Source organism: Sphingobacterium cellulitidis (assembly GCF_043187465.1).
Lineage (GTDB): Bacteria > Bacteroidota > Bacteroidia > Sphingobacteriales > Sphingobacteriaceae > Sphingobacterium > Sphingobacterium cellulitidis.
Genome location: NZ_CP171136.1, coordinates 1,825,350 through 1,842,790 on the forward strand (window position 1 = coordinate 1,825,350; position 17,441 = coordinate 1,842,790).

Annotated in this window: 27 protein-coding genes; 19 read left to right on the forward strand and 8 right to left on the reverse strand. The window is 45.9% G+C overall.

Annotated features, from left to right (window positions below):
• Nucleotide 1: 1 nt before the first annotated feature.
• From ACF3OC_RS07890 to ACF3OC_RS07940, 11 genes are all read left to right on the forward strand, one after another.
• On the forward strand, nucleotides 2-244 hold the full coding sequence (locus tag ACF3OC_RS07890; protein WP_392471275.1) for a hypothetical protein: 243 nt from the start codon (nucleotides 2-4) through the stop codon (nucleotides 242-244).
• 7 nt (nucleotides 245-251) lie between these two features.
• Nucleotides 252-581 carry a hypothetical protein gene (locus ACF3OC_RS07895; protein ID WP_392471277.1) on the forward strand — a complete coding sequence of 110 codons (330 nt, stop codon included), beginning with the start codon at nucleotides 252-254 and terminating at the stop codon, nucleotides 579-581.
• Between the two features lie 192 nt (nucleotides 582-773).
• Complete coding sequence (locus ACF3OC_RS07900; protein WP_392471278.1) at nucleotides 774-1,847, forward strand: nucleoid-associated protein; 1,074 nt, start codon at nucleotides 774-776, stop codon at nucleotides 1,845-1,847.
• Between the two features lie 73 nt (nucleotides 1,848-1,920).
• Entirely contained in the window at nucleotides 1,921-2,346 is a 426-nt protein-coding gene (locus ACF3OC_RS07905) for a hypothetical protein (RefSeq protein ID WP_392471280.1), read from the forward strand.
• Nucleotide 2,347: 1 nt separating this feature from the next.
• Complete coding sequence (locus tag ACF3OC_RS07910) at nucleotides 2,348-3,229, forward strand: HNH endonuclease signature motif containing protein (protein ID WP_392471282.1); 882 nt, start codon at nucleotides 2,348-2,350, stop codon at nucleotides 3,227-3,229.
• Nucleotides 3,230-3,430: 201 nt separating this feature from the next.
• The gene (locus tag ACF3OC_RS07915) at nucleotides 3,431-3,703 is read left to right on the forward strand and encodes a hypothetical protein (protein WP_392471284.1); all 273 of its coding nucleotides are present in this window, start codon (nucleotides 3,431-3,433) and stop codon (nucleotides 3,701-3,703) included.
• Between the two features lie 11 nt (nucleotides 3,704-3,714).
• The gene (locus tag ACF3OC_RS07920) at nucleotides 3,715-3,912 is read left to right on the forward strand and encodes a hypothetical protein (RefSeq protein WP_392471285.1); all 198 of its coding nucleotides are present in this window, start codon (nucleotides 3,715-3,717) and stop codon (nucleotides 3,910-3,912) included.
• Nucleotides 3,913-4,317, forward strand: coding sequence for a hypothetical protein (locus ACF3OC_RS07925; RefSeq protein ID WP_392471287.1), 405 nt, complete (start codon nucleotides 3,913-3,915; stop codon nucleotides 4,315-4,317).
• Between the two features lie 2 nt (nucleotides 4,318-4,319).
• Nucleotides 4,320-4,625, forward strand: coding sequence for a hypothetical protein (locus ACF3OC_RS07930; RefSeq protein ID WP_392471288.1), 306 nt, complete (start codon nucleotides 4,320-4,322; stop codon nucleotides 4,623-4,625).
• A complete protein-coding gene (locus ACF3OC_RS07935; protein WP_392471289.1) occupies nucleotides 4,609-5,190 on the forward strand; it encodes a hypothetical protein in 582 nt (193 codons plus the stop codon). The genes ACF3OC_RS07930 and ACF3OC_RS07935 overlap by 17 nt, the downstream gene beginning before the upstream one ends.
• A gap of 43 nt (nucleotides 5,191-5,233) precedes the next feature.
• Complete coding sequence (locus tag ACF3OC_RS07940) at nucleotides 5,234-5,578, forward strand: hypothetical protein (protein ID WP_392471290.1); 345 nt, start codon at nucleotides 5,234-5,236, stop codon at nucleotides 5,576-5,578.
• A 402-nt stretch (nucleotides 5,579-5,980) separates the two neighbouring features.
• On the opposite strand, the gene ACF3OC_RS07945 is transcribed toward ACF3OC_RS07940, so the two are convergent.
• From ACF3OC_RS07945 to ACF3OC_RS07980, 8 genes are all read right to left on the reverse strand, one after another.
• Nucleotides 5,981-6,418 carry a hypothetical protein gene (locus tag ACF3OC_RS07945; protein ID WP_392471291.1) on the reverse strand — a complete coding sequence of 146 codons (438 nt, stop codon included), beginning with the start codon at nucleotides 6,416-6,418 and terminating at the stop codon, nucleotides 5,981-5,983.
• A gap of 2 nt (nucleotides 6,419-6,420) precedes the next feature.
• Nucleotides 6,421-6,960: a phage virion morphogenesis protein gene (locus tag ACF3OC_RS07950; protein WP_392471292.1), complete on the reverse strand. Its 540-nt coding sequence runs from the start codon at nucleotides 6,958-6,960 to the stop codon at nucleotides 6,421-6,423.
• Nucleotides 6,961-7,022: 62 nt separating this feature from the next.
• Nucleotides 7,023-8,354: a minor capsid protein gene (locus tag ACF3OC_RS07955; protein WP_392471293.1), complete on the reverse strand. Its 1,332-nt coding sequence runs from the start codon at nucleotides 8,352-8,354 to the stop codon at nucleotides 7,023-7,025.
• A gap of 5 nt (nucleotides 8,355-8,359) precedes the next feature.
• The gene (locus ACF3OC_RS07960) at nucleotides 8,360-9,568 is read right to left on the reverse strand and encodes a DUF935 family protein (RefSeq protein ID WP_392471295.1); all 1,209 of its coding nucleotides are present in this window, start codon (nucleotides 9,566-9,568) and stop codon (nucleotides 8,360-8,362) included.
• Between the two features lie 12 nt (nucleotides 9,569-9,580).
• Nucleotides 9,581-10,051 (reverse strand): hypothetical protein, encoded by a 471-nt coding sequence (locus ACF3OC_RS07965; RefSeq protein ID WP_392471296.1) that lies wholly within the window; start codon nucleotides 10,049-10,051, stop codon nucleotides 9,581-9,583.
• A 2-nt stretch (nucleotides 10,052-10,053) separates the two neighbouring features.
• Nucleotides 10,054-10,365 (reverse strand): hypothetical protein, encoded by a 312-nt coding sequence (locus ACF3OC_RS07970; RefSeq protein ID WP_392471298.1) that lies wholly within the window; start codon nucleotides 10,363-10,365, stop codon nucleotides 10,054-10,056.
• A 10-nt stretch (nucleotides 10,366-10,375) separates the two neighbouring features.
• Nucleotides 10,376-11,920, reverse strand: a complete 1,545-nt coding sequence (locus tag ACF3OC_RS07975) for a hypothetical protein (protein WP_353124172.1) — start codon at nucleotides 11,918-11,920, stop codon at nucleotides 10,376-10,378.
• A complete protein-coding gene (locus ACF3OC_RS07980) occupies nucleotides 11,910-12,470 on the reverse strand; it encodes a hypothetical protein (RefSeq protein WP_392471300.1) in 561 nt (186 codons plus the stop codon). The genes ACF3OC_RS07975 and ACF3OC_RS07980 overlap by 11 nt, the downstream gene beginning before the upstream one ends.
• Nucleotides 12,471-12,611: 141 nt before the next feature.
• Between ACF3OC_RS07980 and ACF3OC_RS07985 the strand changes: the two genes are divergently transcribed.
• The 8 genes from ACF3OC_RS07985 (at nucleotide 12,612) to ACF3OC_RS08020 (ending at nucleotide 17,435) form a co-directional block, all read left to right on the forward strand.
• A complete protein-coding gene (locus tag ACF3OC_RS07985) occupies nucleotides 12,612-13,580 on the forward strand; it encodes a peptidase (protein ID WP_392471301.1) in 969 nt (322 codons plus the stop codon).
• A gap of 519 nt (nucleotides 13,581-14,099) precedes the next feature.
• Entirely contained in the window at nucleotides 14,100-14,525 is a 426-nt protein-coding gene (locus ACF3OC_RS07990; protein ID WP_392471303.1) for a hypothetical protein, read from the forward strand.
• Between the two features lie 10 nt (nucleotides 14,526-14,535).
• The gene (locus tag ACF3OC_RS07995; RefSeq protein ID WP_392471305.1) at nucleotides 14,536-15,048 is read left to right on the forward strand and encodes a phage holin family protein; all 513 of its coding nucleotides are present in this window, start codon (nucleotides 14,536-14,538) and stop codon (nucleotides 15,046-15,048) included.
• A gap of 5 nt (nucleotides 15,049-15,053) precedes the next feature.
• A complete protein-coding gene (locus ACF3OC_RS08000; RefSeq protein ID WP_392471307.1) occupies nucleotides 15,054-15,428 on the forward strand; it encodes a YcbK family protein in 375 nt (124 codons plus the stop codon).
• Nucleotide 15,429: 1 nt separating this feature from the next.
• Nucleotides 15,430-15,912, forward strand: coding sequence for a hypothetical protein (locus ACF3OC_RS08005; protein ID WP_392471309.1), 483 nt, complete (start codon nucleotides 15,430-15,432; stop codon nucleotides 15,910-15,912).
• Between the two features lie 26 nt (nucleotides 15,913-15,938).
• Nucleotides 15,939-16,412, forward strand: a complete 474-nt coding sequence (locus tag ACF3OC_RS08010) for a hypothetical protein (protein ID WP_392471310.1) — start codon at nucleotides 15,939-15,941, stop codon at nucleotides 16,410-16,412.
• Nucleotides 16,413-16,440: 28 nt separating this feature from the next.
• Nucleotides 16,441-16,938: a hypothetical protein gene (locus tag ACF3OC_RS08015; protein WP_392471312.1), complete on the forward strand. Its 498-nt coding sequence runs from the start codon at nucleotides 16,441-16,443 to the stop codon at nucleotides 16,936-16,938.
• 11 nt (nucleotides 16,939-16,949) lie between these two features.
• Nucleotides 16,950-17,435 carry a hypothetical protein gene (locus ACF3OC_RS08020; protein ID WP_392471314.1) on the forward strand — a complete coding sequence of 162 codons (486 nt, stop codon included), beginning with the start codon at nucleotides 16,950-16,952 and terminating at the stop codon, nucleotides 17,433-17,435.
• Nucleotides 17,436-17,441: the final 6 nt, after the last annotated feature.

The window sequence follows — 17,441 nt, forward strand, 5'->3', positions numbered from 1 at the left end:
CATGAGCGTATACAGCGAAATATCAAAAAAAATCGGTTGGGACAGGGACACAAAGGTCCCTATTCCAACAACCGACGAAGCCAAGGAGCTTCACAATGAGGTCATGGTAAACCAATCAATGGATGCCTTCGAAACGGTATTCCGGATCCATCGCTTTGCACCCACACCGGACGGAGGTGATGATGCAGTGGCAATGGGGTATATCCATTCGGCATACAGGGACGGTCAGGTTTTCTTCAAATAGACCGACCATGAGAAATGAAGGAATCGTTCAGGTGGGAATATTTGTATTCCTGGCTGCAGCAGCTGCCACAATATTGATCCTTGAACTTAGCACAAACATGTACAACCTAACATTCGAAAATAAGGGAAAGGAAATAACGGTCCAGGTCAACAGTGATGGTCTGATCCAGAGAGCAACTGAAGAAGAACCTAAATGGAAAGAACGGGTGGTTATTGGGGTCGGTAAACTCAAAGAGGGAGAAACCGTCAGGATGTACAACCTCTTCAGTGATGCATTGATCCCAGAATCGGAAAATTATAGGGTAATTCAGGTACGACATGACACTGGAATTTTCTGAAGAACAAATGATCGATTACCTGCTCATGCACGGATACGTGATATTTGAGCAGGTACAGATTATCGAAAACAACATTTATCAAAACGTTTTCCAGGAGGAGAGGGTCCTTGTCATCAGAGCAATCAAGGGTGACTGCGATCTCCCTCTCAAGGATGCGTTCAAGAAACAACTAATAAAGCAAATTTTAAAAACATGATATTTTTCCAAGATTCAAGGATTGCCGGCATCCATGCCAATTGGGTGGGCAACAAAAATTTTGATGAGGGAGTTTCCTTCAGAGAAGAACCCTCAATTTTTGGCGGGATGTATTCGCCTGATGAAAAGCTCCATATGGACCATCTGATCTTAACGGCCATTTCAAGGCCTTTCTCTAAATATGAAACGGTGTTCCAATTCAGGGAAATCAATGAAACACTGGAACTCAACGATTCCTATAAGGCCGTAGTTCGATTTTTCCATAACTGGGATTCATTTCAATCGACAGCAAACAACCTCACAGCACTATTATATGAATACATGCTTCACCCAAAGATATCCTCCGGCATATTGCTGGCAGTCCACCTGAAGGATGTCCAGTTCGAGGGGGAAGAAATGGAAGCCATTGCCCTTTTGAAACTATCAAATCCAATGGAAGGTCTAGATTTCCGAGGAAAGGGTGGTCGATACGACATATGGCCATCAGGAAAGATCTTCAGTGTCGAGAACGTGGAGCTGAGTGCGATCTTTATCAATACGGATCGAGAGAACGGTTACAGGATCCTTCTCCAGTGCCCTCCCAAATCAATCGAAGGGTATCTGTGGAGGGAAGAGTTCCTTCAGCTGCAGGTTGTAAATGACCCATTCCAGATGACCTCCAATTTCATGAAGGTTTACAAGAACTTCGTAATGGAGAAACTGGAGGAATCCCATGAGATGGATACCATGGACCAGTATGAGCTCCTGAACAAGGCAATCAGCTATGTTTCGGAAAACGAAACAATGGATATCGAAGAATTCAGTGGCACCGTGATCCAGGATCCAGAAGTCTCCTCAATTTTCAATAGGTACCTGGACACAATTCAGGAAGATCACGAAATGGTAATTCCTGATCGGTTCCCACTGTCGGATTCTGCGGTCAAAAAAGCAAAATCGGCCTATAAGAAAGTGATCAAGCTGGACAAGAATTTCCACATCTATGTCCATGGAAAACGTGAACTGGTCGAACAGGGTTACGATGAATCCAAGGGGATGAACTTCTACAAGGTGTACTACGAAAACGAATCCTAAACCAATTATCATCGATTTTATTGATAAATGACAAAATCATTAAAATCGATGATAATAGTAATCTATCAATTCCATGAACATATTAAATGAACTTCGAAAACTCGATAAGACCAAATTTAATTACAATGGGGAGGATTTTTATATTGAAAAGCATGAATTCTCCAAAGGCATCATCAAGATATTTACCAATAAAAGGACCCTAGTGATCCTTGAAGAGGATTTTGATCCCCATGATTTTATCTCCAAAAATCCTGAAGCTTTACCTGTCAGGGTTGAAGAGGAAAATAAATACTTACAGAACAGTACTCCCTTCCTAAACAACTCTATAATTGGCCAGAATGGTGAAGAATTGACAAGGATTATCATGGACAATATCAAAAAGGTAAAGGAAGATCCATCCTTCATTCCCCAGGCTGAAGCGATCAACAGTGGCGTAAAGACGATCATAGATATTGCAAAGACCCAAGTGGATGCATTTAAAGTATTGAAAGGAGTTTAAGATGGCAAAATTTCATTTTACCCCAGAAATGGAGAAGTTTATCCATGAAAACTACCTAAAAATGCCAAGGGAAGAAATCGGTAATAGGATTGGCACAGGTGAAGGAACGATCGGTAGGTTCCTCAAGAGGAATGGTCTTGTTGTCCCACCCGCGGTTAGTAGAGGCTTTGCTATAAGAAAGATGTTCAAGCCGTTCACTGAAAGTGAGGATAGCTTTATACATGCCAACATTCAGGAAAAGTCCATTAAATGGATTTCCAAAGAAATAAAGCGTACCTCTGCCTATGTCAGTAAAAGGGTAAAGGAATTGGGGTATCAGGAACTGATCAACCAGAAAGCCTTGGATAGCCGAATAAAGAAAGGAGCCGTACCTTCCAATAAGGGAAAGAAGCAGACTGAATACATGAGTCCAGAGGCGATCAGGAAAACTGAAGGGACACGCTTCAAGAAGGGCAATATGCCTCACAACTGTTACCACGAAGTTGGAAAAGTGGTGGTTAGGGAACGAACCAAAGAAAAGTATAAGTTCATCTGCATCGAAATTGGAAAATGGAGCCAGCTTCACGTTGTGAATTGGGAAAAATTGAACGGTCCGGTACCCAAAGGAAAATGTCTCTGGTGCATGGATGGGGATACCATGAACTGTGATCCTTCCAATTGGGAGCTTATTACCAGGAAAGAAAATTTAAGACGGAACAATCTTTCCGATTCGGCGGTCGCTTCCAGGCTGGCCAGGATTAAGAACGGCAAGCAAGGGAACTTCATCGATCACGAGGCAAGGAAAGAATACCTTAAATACCCTGCCCTGATCCAACTCAAAAGAGAGCAGCTGATCTTGAGTGGTAAGATTAACGAATTGAAGAAAAATGGAAAGTCAAAATAACCCAGTCGATTCCATCAATAGAAAGTTCGATCTCCAGGAAGAGCAGTCTCTGTATTATCTAGGAAGGATACTTAAGGTAGACAGGGAATCCATGACCGTTTTCCTGCCCTACAACATTATGGATAGTTTAAACCGGAAGCACAGGTCATGTATTAATTACCTAAAACAGAACAGAGGTTATTCAATCCAACTAGAGATAAAATGAAAAAAGTAAAGCAATTCCTCATGGCAGTCATGGAAGAAAACAGGTTAAAGGGAGAAATCTCACAGATCATGAAAAGATATCCGGATGCATCCTTTGAGGCCGAAGTTAAAATCGAAGATTACAATGAAATCATCGAGAGGATGGAAAAGATCATTGTATTGAGGAAGTCCATCAACCTTGATGCGAGAAAAGAGGAGGAAGTAATCTTGGAGATCAGGGAAATAGTAAGGGACATGCAGGCCCTGGAGGGAACATCAATAAATAAATAAATAAATGGCCCATGACAGATATAGAAATCATAGACCTGCTCTTGAGCTCTGGTGAGATCAGGACCGCGCATCGGGTTGAGGTAACATCCCTTGAGATCATTGTGGAACTGACCGGCCCAGCAACAAGGGAAACGGTCAACAGACTGCTTGAAATGGATAGGGAATTTTACATAACAAATAAAGGTGCTTTGGTCATAGAAAGGAACTAGATGAACAGGAACTACAGACAGGTATACGCCATCCTAAAAGATATTGGTCTAAATAAGGAAGAAGCAGTACTGGACTTCACCGAAGGGAAGTCCGACAGTCTCTCTTCTTTAAGTGACGGTGAATTCAAGGAGTTCATGATCAGGCTCCGTCGCTTCCAGCCAGTCCCTACAGGATGGCAGCCTTCACCAGGTGATGCCCAGCGCAAAAAAATGATCGGAATAGCCAGAAACATGCACTGGGGTAAGGATACCCTTGAAATAATTGCTAGACTGGATGACTGGTGTCTCAAACAGAAATTCAAGAAAAAACTGAATGACCTCTCAGTTGCTGAACTGGGAACTTTGGTTACCATATTCGAGAATAAGGTATACACTGGTTTTTTAAAAGGAATAAAATCAAATTAGAAATGGAAAAATCAGGATTAGAACTGATCGCCCGGGAGCGAGAGGAACAATTAAAAAAGCATGGAAGAACCATTGAGAGTGATGTGCAGGAAAATAGATTCAAAGAATTAGCGCAAGTTGCATCTGCATTAGCATATCCACATCATTACGCAGACGATTTTGATGATTACCCCGAAAATTGGGACAGAGAAATTTTAGCAAATATCATCCAGAAACCTTACAAAGAGAGGTTAATTATCGCTGGAGCATTGATTGCTGCCGAACTTGATAGATTGATAAGAATAGGATTCGATGAAACAGATATTTAAACTTACAAGCAAGAAGCTCCAGGAGCCGGTGCAGGTCATCTATTTTAACGGCTTTTTAAACCATGTTGAAATCGGTTTTAAAACTCCGATGTCAGAATTCCAGTTTGATCATTTCATTAGGTTGCTTCCCTATAAATTGGATATTGACAGGTTCAAGACAATAGGTTTTGCGGTTGAAGAAATCCAGGAGGTCCCAGCAAACAAGAAGATAGCCCTTTTCTGCCAGTCGTACGAAAAACATTACGGTATCAAATACAAGGCTTCAAAATCCGATGGCGGTAAGATATCAAGTGTCCAAATTACTCCGGAGATCATGAAGCATTACTTCAGCTCACAGAACTTTCTCTTCAAGGGAAAGCACACGGTATCCAACCTAGTGAGATATTACAATGAACTCCTTCAGGAGATTGCACTGAAGGAAAAACCAAAACATCCGGATACCTGGTCTAAGGACTATGAAGCGAAGCTCAAACCCGAGGAGGTTCCGGAATATTGGAGCCATTTACGATCGAAAGGGCTAACTCCAAAGAAGGATAGACTTGGAAATGTTATTGATTGGATTTGATTAAATGAATTATTAAATTAGAAGAAATCAATTATTAAATAATATGGATCTATTTTTTATAATCTATGCAATTCTAGGAATTATCGTGTTGATATGCTTTTTTGTTCTTTGTAGAAATGTAGCTAAAATCAATTCAAAGTTCACTTCTAAAGATAGAGAGACTTTATTGAGCGAAATTAATATGCACATTGCTTTTAATGACGAAGACCGAGCAAGGGAAATCTTAAAGAAACTTATCTGGAGATATGTAGAATTCATTCATAAGGAGTACCCTACTAGCCCAGAAGTCAGAAAAAAGAAATACCAGGAAATAATATCCCTATATGGCAAGTACATGGATAAACTAAATATTGAATTTCCTGATCAGGAAGAGTTATCTAAAATTTAAGGCAATTATCCACCAAAAGTTAAAACCTCAGCACAAAAGTGTTGGGGTTTTTTGTTTATATAATATTTTGTAGATTTGTATCGTTACAGAATAATATTCCGTTCCAATCCAATAAATGGCCTATAACAGCAGGAATTATCACAAGCGTATCCGGTTTATGGTCCAGATATACAATGAGGCCAAGGAGCGGGATATCCCCGACACGAGGATACTTGCAAATGTATTTCCTAAATACGGCATCTTCATAAGCTACAGGCAATGGATGTACATCAAGGCCATGAAACCGAGCGAATATTCCAGTAATCAGCTGGAGCTCTTTGCTTGATAACTAAAAGGAGCCCTTTCGGGCAATCAGGACAGATAGATGGAACGCCCTCCCGGAATACGCCGGTGAGGGCTTTTTTATTGGATCTGGTTTGTAGCATAGATCGCAACGAAGGTCTTCAACCTGTCGGAGCGTTGCACGTCCCTGACCCCTGTCCTCTGTAAGGGTGACCGTATCACTTCTACGTCCATGAGTCCTTGGAGCTTTCGGTGCACAAGCTCCACCGTATCGTAAACCTCAAGGCTTTCCTCCAGGATTACGTCCGGCGTAATGGAATCGGTGTCGTCCATAAAGTCAAAAACAATAGTGACCTCAACCAAAACTTCACATTGCTGTTCCAATCGGGATAGCTTTTTCGTCCTTGGATAACTGATGTTCAACAGTACCGCGGGAAAGTCGATCGATGGCCGGGTATCGAACTGGTTGATATTTATCTGACCCTTGTTCAGGTCCACCCATGCAATGCCCGGGATTTCCATCAGTCTTTCCCTGAGCAATAAGAATAGTTCTTTCATGTCTATTTGAATTTTGATAAAAATACTTCCCTGATGCCGTCCTCTAATTTTTGGATGAGCTGGGGATGGCTTCCTAGGAATTGACGTCTGGGCATTGAAATCGAATGTGCCCTGATACTCTGCCCGCGTCCAGGTGTCGTGACCTTGCTAAAGGCTCCCATTCCACCGAACATCTCTCCCAGCTTTCCTTTTTTGTGTCTGTTGCGAACAAAGGTCTCAGACCTTGCTGCACGGTTGATCTTCCCTCCATAGTTGTGGATTGCGGCATAACGTGATTGGGATCCGATCACAACCATACCTGGCTGCGACCGCATGATCTTCACGCTGTCCCTGAGGGCCTCGGTATCAAGGAGAAGCTTATGCGTTTTTTTCTTGCTCTTCCTGTCTTTCCACTTCTCACCAAAGAATCCGGACTTCTGGAAGTTTTCCAGGGTAGTGTCCAACAGGATTGCCTCAACCGTAAGTCGAACGTCCCTCTCGGCCTCCAAAGCTCTATCCTGGAAGTCCCTAAAAAAAAGATCGATAGTTTGCCGATTGTTCATTTATTTGTATATTTGTGCTAGGGAGTCTGTGAAAACGGGCGCCTTGCCCAATGGAGATTTTGTTATGCGAGATCTCCATTGCTTTTTATAAGCGGTTCCCTATTTCCTCTTCGGTATATATAATATGTACCGTTGATCCTGAACTGGATCTCTTTCAAGTTTTCGTGCTCTATGAACCTACCGACAACCACACGTAGCATCTCATTTGTTCCCAACTCAGAAGGAAGGTCAACGATCACGACATTCGCCTGTCTATAGCCGGAATCAATGACCCTTCTAAGGGCGTTGTACTTCACAGATGTTGGCGACTTTACGTCGACAAGAACCTTGTCTACCCTAAGGTCCGGATTGGTCAATCCCTTTGCGTCCGGAAATACCGTCCTTCGGTGCACAGGATCCATGATTTCAGGCATGATATCGACAATGGAGCTTTCCATCGAAGCAAGTTCTCTGGCCACTGTGGTCACGATTCCATAGTCTACCTTCGAAGGATCCGCCATGTAATGTTGACGAATTATCCCTTTCGCGGTCTCGGCTTCAAGTAAGTCGAACTGCAAGCCATAGGGAAAGAACTGCCTGGACTCTCTTAGTACCTCTTCCGGAATTTCCTCGAAATAGGCATGGTCCTCAGGGAAGGCAAGGCCCCGCTGTCCCAGGTTCACCTTGAAGATCTCCGGAATATCCGGTTCGAGGATATCCTCCTCTGGCGTGATCACGCCGTCCTTGATCTGCCTTACGGTGCTCCGGCAATTGTAATGGTTCGGAGGATAGTACTTCGACCAGAACGGATCGTCCACCGGCCGGATGACACCGTTCAGCGTCCGGCACAGTGGAGAGGTGCGATCATCCTCAATGGCAATGAATTCCAATAGCGGAAACAGGTGTTTCCTTTCCTGGATCCCTGTCCATCTGTCGGCCATATTTGCACCCTTAACCGCAGTGCGGTATTCGGTCTTCAGGTGACGAAGGTGCTTTCCGGTGATCATGGTCGTCTGGATCCTGAACTCATCGAAGGTACGCAGCGTTCCGTCGGGCTTTCTCAGTGCATCGGACATTTCCTTCAGCTGTGAATAGGTCTTTGCAGAACTGAACTGCCAGACGTTCTTATCCAGGGAGTGCAGCATCCCATAGTCGGGTCCCTGTAGGTCTACCTCAAAATAATCCCTCCCGAATCCTTTCTTGATTCCCTTTGAAAGCCGTTCACCATATATCCGGATAAGCTCCGGATCGAAACCCTTTTCCAGTGCCTTTTTCCGGAAGAGGTCCCTGGCAAGTTTTTCGATATAGCTTCCATATCCTGAAGGGATTTCGGTCTGTAGCTCTATGTGTCCCCTGCAGCACCCGTAATAATTCTCTATGGGATCATGCCCCCGGTCCTCCACTATGGATTCCAAGGGGCTCAGTCGAAAAAACGGTCTGGAACTGCATGGAGCTTTCTTTCCGCTTCGATAGGCTCGACCACCTTTCTGTCCTGGACGGTAATTCCGAACTTCTCGAAGATCCACTTTGGATCAATGTAATAGTGCTGCAACAGTTTAGACACCATCTCCATCAACTTGTTGATATCCTCTGCCTTGTCATATTGGAAGGTAGAACCTTCTTTAACCACCCCATGCTTTGCGAGTGCTGGTATCACCTTGTTGGAATAGACCGTCTGAACGTCTCTCATGTCGGCCTGCACCTTGAGCCATAGAAGGTCCTGGGCCGCCTTCTCCTTGCTCTCGCTGCCGTACTTGGTATCCTGGCCGATCACTGCGCCAGAGATGAGCAGGCTCATCTCATTGTTGCAAAGGGTGATCAGGTTCTGGTAAACGCTTCCGTCAGTAGATACTCCCTGTGCAAACTCCAGCTCTTCTTCCTTGTCGATGATGAAATATGCGGCGGCGCCCATGTCCCTCATCATCTGGTCGGCCCTATTGAGCATGCCCGGATCCGAGGTATGGGTCTTCATGAACCTTGGCGGTATGCCATAGATCTCGCACAGCTCCGACCAACAAGACTGGGCAAAGCGTTTCATCAATGCATGTGCGATGGCCTTTACCAGGAGTCCCAGGTACTCCTTGCCCAGGTTGTGCTTGTTGAATTCGAAAATCCACAGCCCGAATTCCCTCATATCTCGGTAATAGATCGGAACCGTCGGATCGTTGTAGTCCTCATACCATATCCCGAGCTGGGGAACGGCATTCTTTCTGGGTAGGTCCTCCAGTTCCAGTTTTCCATCTTTGTCATAGGCCAATTGGCAAATGGAATAACCGTAATATGTGGAGTCCAGGATGCTCTCCACGAACATCGGCGTTGTCTGGGAATTCCTGGTCCATATCGTAGCCCCCTTGTCCACTGAGCCGTTGGGCAGGTAAATCTGGTGGTCAGAAGAGAATACCTGTTCTTTCCTTCCGGAAACCTGGGATTCAAGGTGATTGTCGTCCATGATGTTGTTGAGCAATGACTGCAGGAGCCAGTTGCTCGGGTTCTCCGCATCCAGGGCCATTGCCTTTGCGATCTTCAGGTCCTTGATGTCCTTACGTGCCTGGCTTACGCTCTTTAGCTTGTGGGGCAGTACGGCCGGTGCAGTTGTCCTTCCTATCCTGCTGTTCGTTCTTGTTGACATATGTAGCTTTGTCTATTCGTGATTGAATTTTTTTCTTGATCCCATTCTGAACGGCTTTGCGGAGCTGATCGGGTTTCCCTCTTCATCCACCGGATCTTCCAGTACCGGGAGTGTGAGATCGTTTGCCTCTCCGGATGCAAGGTCCTTCAGGAACTCAACGGCGGCAGAATACCTATCCCTAATAACCTCGTAATCGATGCCGGCATTATTCCTTGGGATCAGCCACCAGATGGCCACAACCTTTGTCAGGTTCAGGATGAGCGGATGCCTGTCATTTCCTTCAGCTGAAAAAATCGCCTGGGTATCGTACTTCATCCTTCCGTCCTGGAGGGACCTGTCATTCTTTGAAGTGAGCCTGCTGCGCACTTCCGATATAGCCGTGCTGATTGCAATAACTATATTTTCAGGATTGCCATCAGAGATGTGCTTGATCTTGAACTCCCTGATCAGCGAGTCCAGCTCTTCACCTACTAAATATGCCATGGTTACCCCCTCGATCTTTTGAGTTTCTGGATATGGCAGCGGTGTTTTCGGTTGACCTTTGCCTTCCTGCTCGCACCGTTTCCGTAGCGGATCCCGTACTCCTTTGGGGTCATTCCAAAGTTTCCGTAAATCCTATCGGACAACACCGGCAGGCCTCCGATCAGGATAGCGTGCCTGTTTTCGATGGGTTTGCGGACATCGTCCTTGACCTGTCTCTCCACGATTACGTTCGTGCCTGAGGATCTTGCCACCTGCGGCACCAGACCCGAGAGCAACCCGGCTCCCAGGATCAGAATCTTATAGAATCTCTTCATTTCTTTATTGTTAATATTTTCTGTCAGCGCGTGGTCCCGAGGCATAGCCTTTTCCGGTATTGTGAACTTGTCTGTTAAGTATCTTCCAAACGCCACCTTCCTGGCAATCCGGTCCATCGATTATCTTGGCATCGGGAGATACGCTTATCCACTGATCTTCCATGGTCTCCATGTCCTCGGTATCCTTCAGTCTCTCATCAAAGAGGATCCTGTCATCCTCATCGAGTGGCTGGAGAGTTCCATCAATCCGTTCAAATTTTTCAGGTTTATTCCTGGTATCCTTTCTTACAGAGATCATATCGATGCAATCATCTTTTGCCTTTTGCTCAATTTGTGGTTTTATCACCTGTTCGTAGTGCGGATCCTGAAGGGAATTGTTCTCGATCCAGATATTCACCGTATCAACCCCTTGCTTCTTGCAGAATTCATATGCCTGATAAAGCCAGTTGACAAAATCTTTATTGCCCACCTGCCTTAACCTTATCCAGTATGTGAAGAACCTATGGTTCTTATATCCGATCACCTGGACAGATTTATAGGACCGTTTTCCTGCACTCTTACCTTTCGGCTTATCCTTGTTGGAAGTGGAGGGATCAGCATAGATCACTGTCATTTCACATGTTCTCAAAAGGGGAGCTTTCGCATATTTGACCCTTTTGAAAGTTGTTCCCTCAACTATTGGGTTATTGTAGTATTCCCTTTCACGTGCGGTATGTCCGATCGTTTTTAGTACACGGTCGATCATTTCCTCCGTGTTCTTTGATGGCCAGGTGCTGTTGCCATTATTGTCCCGGATATTGATCACTTCATGGCGGTCAGCTTTCTTCGCCATTTCGGTAATGCAGCAATATTTTGCAATAAGGTTTCCACATGCTATCAAGAGCAGGGGTTCCGAGATAGACCGGGTCGGTATCAATGCCGATTCGATCCATTCAACTGATTCTTTGATGATATCCTTGTTCCTGCAGTCCTGGTCGGTATCGATATCATCAACCAGGATCACGTCCGGGCGCACGGCATCGTTTCTTGTACCACGAGGAGATTGCCCGGATCCCAGAGCTCGGAAGGATCTGCCTTTTTTGGTCTTGAACTCATGTGCTTCCCACCCAGCAATCGATTCCTGTTTGCCATAATCATTGATTATCCTGTTGTTCGTTTCAAGATTTACCTTATAGGGTAAAAGCAGCCTGGTCGCATTATTAAAGGAATTTGAGACAAGAAGGACATTGCTCTTCTTTCCGGTCAGTACCAAGAAAAGTACTTCCATCATGGTTCGAGCAGACTTTGCCAATTCCCGTGACCATGATCTCACAAGGTAATACTCCGGATTTGCCAGAACCTTCTTTGTTGACAGTATGTGGAACGGAGCTGGCTCCGCGGTACAGTAATGCGGAAAATAATATTTGAACCACTCTTCTGGATCTTTCTCGAGTTTTTCGATCCTCTTCTTTTTGTCCTGGACCGGCTCATCTATATCAATGGGTGTAGCGCGGTTGATGTTCTCCTTGAACTTTTCCCATTCTTCTAGGTACCTCTTGTCAATGTTACTTAGCATTTTTGCTCTTGGTTTGGATCAGCGTATCACAATATATGGTCACTCTTTTTGCGAGGTCAAGGTCTTCTTGCTGGATAAGGCTTAACAGCTCCTTTACGACAGAGAAAGTTTCCCCAAGGCCAGTTTCGGTCTCTAGCTTTTTAATGGAAGAGGTGATCTTGGAAATAATGTCCGCCTCTCCATTTGTGGGAAAGTTTCCAAGTTTTACAGGAAAGTCTTTCGGATTGTATTTTGGGTAGGAAAGGCTATCCGTTCCGTCCGTGTTCTTCAGTTTTACCGGCTTCAGGAGATATGCTGGAATATCGTATGTTATCGGCCTGGTATTGATCTCTGTATTGATCTTTTCAAGCTGACTGTAAAGATTGGAGATCTGGTTCTCCTTGGTGGTGAGAAGCGAGGTCTTCAGTTTCTTCCATTCTCCTTCACTGATCCATTTTCCGATCGTCTTTTCGGTCACACCGACACGCTCGGCAATGACCTTCTGGTGCAGGTCGTCCTTTACATAGAGGGTCTTGGCAATTTCCTTTGCCTGTGATTTTGTGATCGCCATGTTCTGTCCTTTTGGCTCCAAAAGTCTCCCTTAAGTGGCTGTTTATTAAATAATCGTGCAAGGATTGCACAACTATTACCTCCCTTGTCCGGTTCAGGGCACCTTTGTTCCACAGAGTAAAAATCTTTTAGGCAAAAACAGATGGCAAAATCCTTCGTACTAAGTGACTCCTCCATTCCGAACCATCACGGTTTCTACGTGGACCATTCGACCTTGGACCTATCCCGGTTCAAGGGAAATCCTGTACTGCTCTATATGCACAGGCGCGGTGAGGTCCATGGTCTCTGGAAGGAAATCGATTTTAAAGGACCTCAACTCTTGGCGGTTCCCGAATTCGATATGGATGATCCCGAATCGGCAAGGATCGGTGGAAAGACGGAAAGGGGTTTCCTCAATGGAGCTTCCCTATACCTGAACATTACCGACAAGACAGAATTCATCCAGGATCAGGAAGGAAAGTTATGGATGAAGCATGCAGAGGTCTGGGAGGCAAGCGTTGTCGATATCCCATCCAACAAGAACAGCCTTACCGTAAAGCTGTTTGCCGATGGAGAAGAGCTCAGCAAGGAAAAGGCCGAGGCTTTCCTGCTTTCGGCATCAAGACCCGGCACAATTCAAAATCAAATTAAAATAGAGAAACCAATGAGTAAGATCATTTTATCAGCAGCTGCTGCCCAGGTTCTGGCATTAGCAGCGATCAACATCGGTGACACCGATGAATCGATCAGCGATGCATTCGTAAAGCTGGGTGCGGAACTGTCAAAGGAAAAGGCTTCCCATGCATCTGAAAAGACCTTGAGGGAATCATTGCAAGCCAAGTTTAAAGAGCAGGAAGGCGCACAGCTCACTGCACTGGTGGACCAGGCTATCGTCGATGGCCAGATCACGGCCGACCAGAAGGCGGACTTCGTGGCACTGGGCCTGGATTCGGCAAAGAACATCATCACCAAGCTTCCAAAAAAAGTTGAGCTTTCTGCAAGTGGAAAAGGAGCACCGGCAGGGGTACTTACGGCTCCCAAAACGCAGGAGGAATTCTTTGCGCTTTCGGCCGAGCAAAAGGTTCGGTTCAAGGATGAAAATCCAGCGGATTACCAAAAGCTTTGGAGCTAGGAAAGATCGATCCCAAAGGATAATTAACACAAGTATCAAAATTTAAACTAAAATAAAATGCCACAAAATTTTCCAGAAGCTTGGCAAGGCCGCGTGAGACAGTTGCTGTCAACATCGCATAAAGCGGATTTCTTGGACGGTATCGAAGAACTGGACGTCGTGATCATGGTAGATCCCATCACCGACCAGAATTCGATCCACGTACCATTAGAAACGTTCACTCCGGATGTATTGGTCAACAATACAACGTATCCGATCGACGTACAGGAGCATACGGACGGATCCAAGGTCATTAACCTTGACAAGTTCCAGACCAAGTCCACAAGGATTAGTGAGGACGCTGCATTGGGAGCATCGTATAACAAGATCGACAGTGCTGCTGGTGGTCACGTAAAGGCAATAAACCGTACCAAGTACAAAAAAGCGATCCATGCGCTAGCCCCAGCTGCAAATAGTGCTTCCACACCTGTTGTAACCATTCCTGCAAATGCAACTGCGGAACAGGTCTATAATGCGATCGTGTCCCTGAAGGGCAAGTTCGACGAACTGGAAGTTCCAGAGGAAGGTAGACGTCTGGTCCTTGCTCCCGATCATGCGAATGTGCTGTTGACATCGGAAAAATATGCTGCAGCATTGTATGCGGACAAGAATTCCGGAAAGATTTCAGGGATTTTGGCCGGGTTCAAAACCTATAGCTACGTGGGGAACCCTCATTATACTGCTGCCGGAGCTAAGTTGGCCTATGGAGCGGTTCCGGGTCCGACCGACAAGAAAGCATCCATTGCCTTCTATGAGGACAATGTGGGCAAGAAGACTGGTATCCTGAAACAGTACTATGACAAGCCTGACACAACCGGACAGTCGCATCGATTGAACTATCGCCATTACTTCATCGTACTTCCGATCAGATTGGAAGCGATCGGTGCTATCGTAACCGGTGCTTAAAGAAATCACAATGGGCTACTTTGAAAAGATCCTGAGGACATTTGCATACAACGGCTGGACTGATCTGGCCAGTTCGTTGGCGCCATCGACCAAGTATGAACACATAACGGCAATGGGGATTACCCTTAGCTCCGTGATCGTGGTGGTACAGGTCATGTTCGGCCTGGATGCACTTGCTTTCCTTGCCCTTCTGGTAATCATGGTCGCTGAACTATCCAGCGGAATAATTGCCAGTAAGATCCGCAAGGAGAAGTTCTCATCGATGAAGCTCTCCAGGTTCTCTTTCAAGGTAGCCTATTACCTTGTCCTGATCTTCGTGACCAATACGATGGCCAATGGCTTCAAGGTAACGGACCAGGAACTTGCATATACGGTATTCCACTGGATGCACCTGTTCCTGACCATTCAGATCGTACTGGAGAACATCGTCAGCGTCCTTGAGAACCTGTCGGTGATATCGGGTAAGGAAAAGACACACTGGATCCGCAAGATCCAGGACAAGATCCAAAATCTATTGAACTAAAGCTCATGAAACTGACAGAGAATTTTTCCTCTGAGGAATTTGACTGCAAGGACGGAACCAAGGTTCCTGAAAAATACCACGGCAACCTCTTGCGTTTGGCCGAGAACCTGCAGGTCCTTCGGGATTACCTTGGAGTTCCGGTCACGATAACCGGCAGCGGTTACAGGACCCCTTCGCATAACAGGAAGGTCGGGGGCGCTCCGGAATCGAAGCACCTGACAGCTGAAGCCGGTGACATAAACGCCAAGGGATACAACCCTAAACAATTGGCAGCGGTCATCGAAAAGCTGATCCTTGAAGGAAGGATGGTACAGGGTGGAATAGGAATCTATCCAAATTTTGTCCATTACGACATAAGGGGAACAAAGGCAAGGTGGTAATATGAAGAATTTAGGTTTGATAATGCTGTTGCTATTTTCCCTGGTCGGATGTAAGACCAGGAACAGCCACGTGCTCAAGAGCTCATATGACAGCTCCTATGTAAACCGTGGAATCAACAACGTAGATCTCGTGGCAGTCTCCACCAGGGGAATCAATGGCTCGGTCCTTATCGAATCGGACTGGAAGAACCTTATCAGGCTATCGGGCTTTACCGGAACGATCTCTCCCGAGGGGAAGATCGAGGGTACTGCCGAGGATGCCCAGATAGAACAATCCGGAAACAGGAAAGAAAGGAACGATCAGGCCATCAGTGAAAGGGACTCCACCAATATCCGCGGGTCTTCGGAGACCGTGCAGGGAGGTGAGGTAAAAAAGGAAAGTATGGACAAAGGGAAGCAGACCGAAGGGTTTGATATTCCCTGGTATGCCTGGCTATTTGCTGTCGGCGGAATCCTGCTAGCGCTTTCAATATTTAAAAGATAATTAAAACTGTTTTAAATCCACAGAAAATGGGAAATAAGAACCAAGAAACAAGGGACGAAAGACTGAAGTTCGCTTTCGGATCCCACAGTAAAGTTGAGGTGCTTCACGTCACCTCGGACGATCAGATGTTCACCGATATCGCAAACGCCAAGGCGCATGCAAAGAGCCTTGAGGACTCCGAAGTTCAGACGGTAAAACGCTCGGACCATATCAAGTCCGCAAAGGCTGAGGAGAATCCGGAAGATATCAAAAAGAAAGAGCGCGAAGAGCTGTTTGCCGAGCACGAGAAACTTTTCGGAAACTTACCGAAACCCAATGCCTCTACCAAGAACGTAAAGGAAAAGGTAGAAGCTGAAAAAGCGAGGCTTATTGAGTCTTCAAAAAAGGACGCCCAGGCAACTGGTGGCGCCCAGGATCCGGACCCAACAGGGGAAAGCGATCCCGCGGAAGGTAAAGGTCCTGAAGGAGACGTAGATCCTGAAGACAAAAAGGAGAAATAACCGAATCTATAACTTAATCCAATAGAAAATGCCAAAATATCAATATGGATGTATCCGTGCACAGATCGGTCTGATGAACGTTACTACCGGAGCGATCACCGGCCTGAAGGAAATCGACATCTATCAGGACACGATCGTTATCGACGATCCGGAAAAACAGATGACGCCCCATTTCAAGCAGGGAGATCCAACACCTAAGGTAACAAGATACGCAAGGTCCCAGATGACGGTCGCATTCTCGATTATGGACACCTCAGCGGACTCAAAGGTTGAATGGCTGGGCGGTACCAAGACAACCGTAGACACAAAGGATTCCTGGAACAGACCTAAGACACAGGTTAACGAAACCGTTAAGGCCCTGATCTTCGATCTTGAGGACGGATCCAAGATCACAATCCCTAACGCAGGCTGCGCTGCCAGATTGGCTTCAAACCTGAACGATACGGATATCGTGGTGATCCCGGTCGTGGCCACTGTCAAGAGTACGAACCTTCCGGCAGTTGCCGATGTGCAGTGGACCGACTAACCTGAAGGGATATGGACAAGAATACGGTTGAACTACATGCAACCGAAACTATACTGCAAAGGGGCGTGAGGGTAAAAGTTCGTGCCCCTTTGCTGTTAAGGGTCTTCGGTTGGAAAACGGTCTCCCTGATCCTCAGGGTGCCGACTGCTGGTGCCCTGACCAGGATGGGCAGATGGTACCTGATGTGCCAGCTCCCTTTGGAAAAGCTCGAAGGGGTATCCCTGGAGGAAGCCCTGCTCTTCAAGGTAAAATATGGGAGGTTCATTTACAATGCACTTGCCTGTCTTTTCCTGGGAAACAGGATGCTGACCAGGCTGTTCATGAAACCTTTTTCCAGATGGCTCATGGAATCCATGTCGGCAGCTGAAGCGCTCACTCTGTTGCAGATTGTGATATTGCACGGAGGGCTTGAGGATTTTATGAATACTACCAGATTGATTCGGGGGAAAATGCTGACCCCTCCAAAAAAATCGGGGCCGATGACCAAGAGGAGTTAATTGCCG

Coding starts and splice junctions, on each gene's coding strand:
- ACF3OC_RS07890 (WP_392471275.1), top strand. CDS start 2: ATGAGCGTATACAGCGAAATATCAAAAAAAATCGGTTGGGACAGGGAC.
- ACF3OC_RS07895 (WP_392471277.1), top strand. CDS start 252: ATGAGAAATGAAGGAATCGTTCAGGTGGGAATATTTGTATTCCTGGCT.
- ACF3OC_RS07900 (WP_392471278.1), top strand. CDS start 774: ATGATATTTTTCCAAGATTCAAGGATTGCCGGCATCCATGCCAATTGG.
- ACF3OC_RS07905 (WP_392471280.1), top strand. CDS start 1,921: ATGAACATATTAAATGAACTTCGAAAACTCGATAAGACCAAATTTAAT.
- ACF3OC_RS07910 (WP_392471282.1), top strand. CDS start 2,348: ATGGCAAAATTTCATTTTACCCCAGAAATGGAGAAGTTTATCCATGAA.
- ACF3OC_RS07915 (WP_392471284.1), top strand. CDS start 3,431: ATGAAAAAAGTAAAGCAATTCCTCATGGCAGTCATGGAAGAAAACAGG.
- ACF3OC_RS07920 (WP_392471285.1), top strand. CDS start 3,715: ATGACAGATATAGAAATCATAGACCTGCTCTTGAGCTCTGGTGAGATC.
- ACF3OC_RS07925 (WP_392471287.1), top strand. CDS start 3,913: ATGAACAGGAACTACAGACAGGTATACGCCATCCTAAAAGATATTGGT.
- ACF3OC_RS07930 (WP_392471288.1), top strand. CDS start 4,320: ATGGAAAAATCAGGATTAGAACTGATCGCCCGGGAGCGAGAGGAACAA.
- ACF3OC_RS07935 (WP_392471289.1), top strand. CDS start 4,609: ATGAAACAGATATTTAAACTTACAAGCAAGAAGCTCCAGGAGCCGGTG.
- ACF3OC_RS07940 (WP_392471290.1), top strand. CDS start 5,234: ATGGATCTATTTTTTATAATCTATGCAATTCTAGGAATTATCGTGTTG.
- ACF3OC_RS07945 (WP_392471291.1), bottom strand. CDS start 6,418: ATGAAAGAACTATTCTTATTGCTCAGGGAAAGACTGATGGAAATCCCG.
- ACF3OC_RS07950 (WP_392471292.1), bottom strand. CDS start 6,960: ATGAACAATCGGCAAACTATCGATCTTTTTTTTAGGGACTTCCAGGAT.
- ACF3OC_RS07960 (WP_392471295.1), bottom strand. CDS start 9,568: ATGTCAACAAGAACGAACAGCAGGATAGGAAGGACAACTGCACCGGCC.
- ACF3OC_RS07965 (WP_392471296.1), bottom strand. CDS start 10,051: ATGGCATATTTAGTAGGTGAAGAGCTGGACTCGCTGATCAGGGAGTTC.
- ACF3OC_RS07970 (WP_392471298.1), bottom strand. CDS start 10,365: ATGAAGAGATTCTATAAGATTCTGATCCTGGGAGCCGGGTTGCTCTCG.
- ACF3OC_RS07975 (WP_353124172.1), bottom strand. CDS start 11,920: ATGCTAAGTAACATTGACAAGAGGTACCTAGAAGAATGGGAAAAGTTC.
- ACF3OC_RS07980 (WP_392471300.1), bottom strand. CDS start 12,470: ATGGCGATCACAAAATCACAGGCAAAGGAAATTGCCAAGACCCTCTAT.
- ACF3OC_RS07985 (WP_392471301.1), top strand. CDS start 12,612: ATGGCAAAATCCTTCGTACTAAGTGACTCCTCCATTCCGAACCATCAC.
- ACF3OC_RS07995 (WP_392471305.1), top strand. CDS start 14,536: ATGGGCTACTTTGAAAAGATCCTGAGGACATTTGCATACAACGGCTGG.
- ACF3OC_RS08000 (WP_392471307.1), top strand. CDS start 15,054: ATGAAACTGACAGAGAATTTTTCCTCTGAGGAATTTGACTGCAAGGAC.
- ACF3OC_RS08005 (WP_392471309.1), top strand. CDS start 15,430: ATGAAGAATTTAGGTTTGATAATGCTGTTGCTATTTTCCCTGGTCGGA.
- ACF3OC_RS08010 (WP_392471310.1), top strand. CDS start 15,939: ATGGGAAATAAGAACCAAGAAACAAGGGACGAAAGACTGAAGTTCGCT.
- ACF3OC_RS08015 (WP_392471312.1), top strand. CDS start 16,441: ATGCCAAAATATCAATATGGATGTATCCGTGCACAGATCGGTCTGATG.
- ACF3OC_RS08020 (WP_392471314.1), top strand. CDS start 16,950: ATGGACAAGAATACGGTTGAACTACATGCAACCGAAACTATACTGCAA.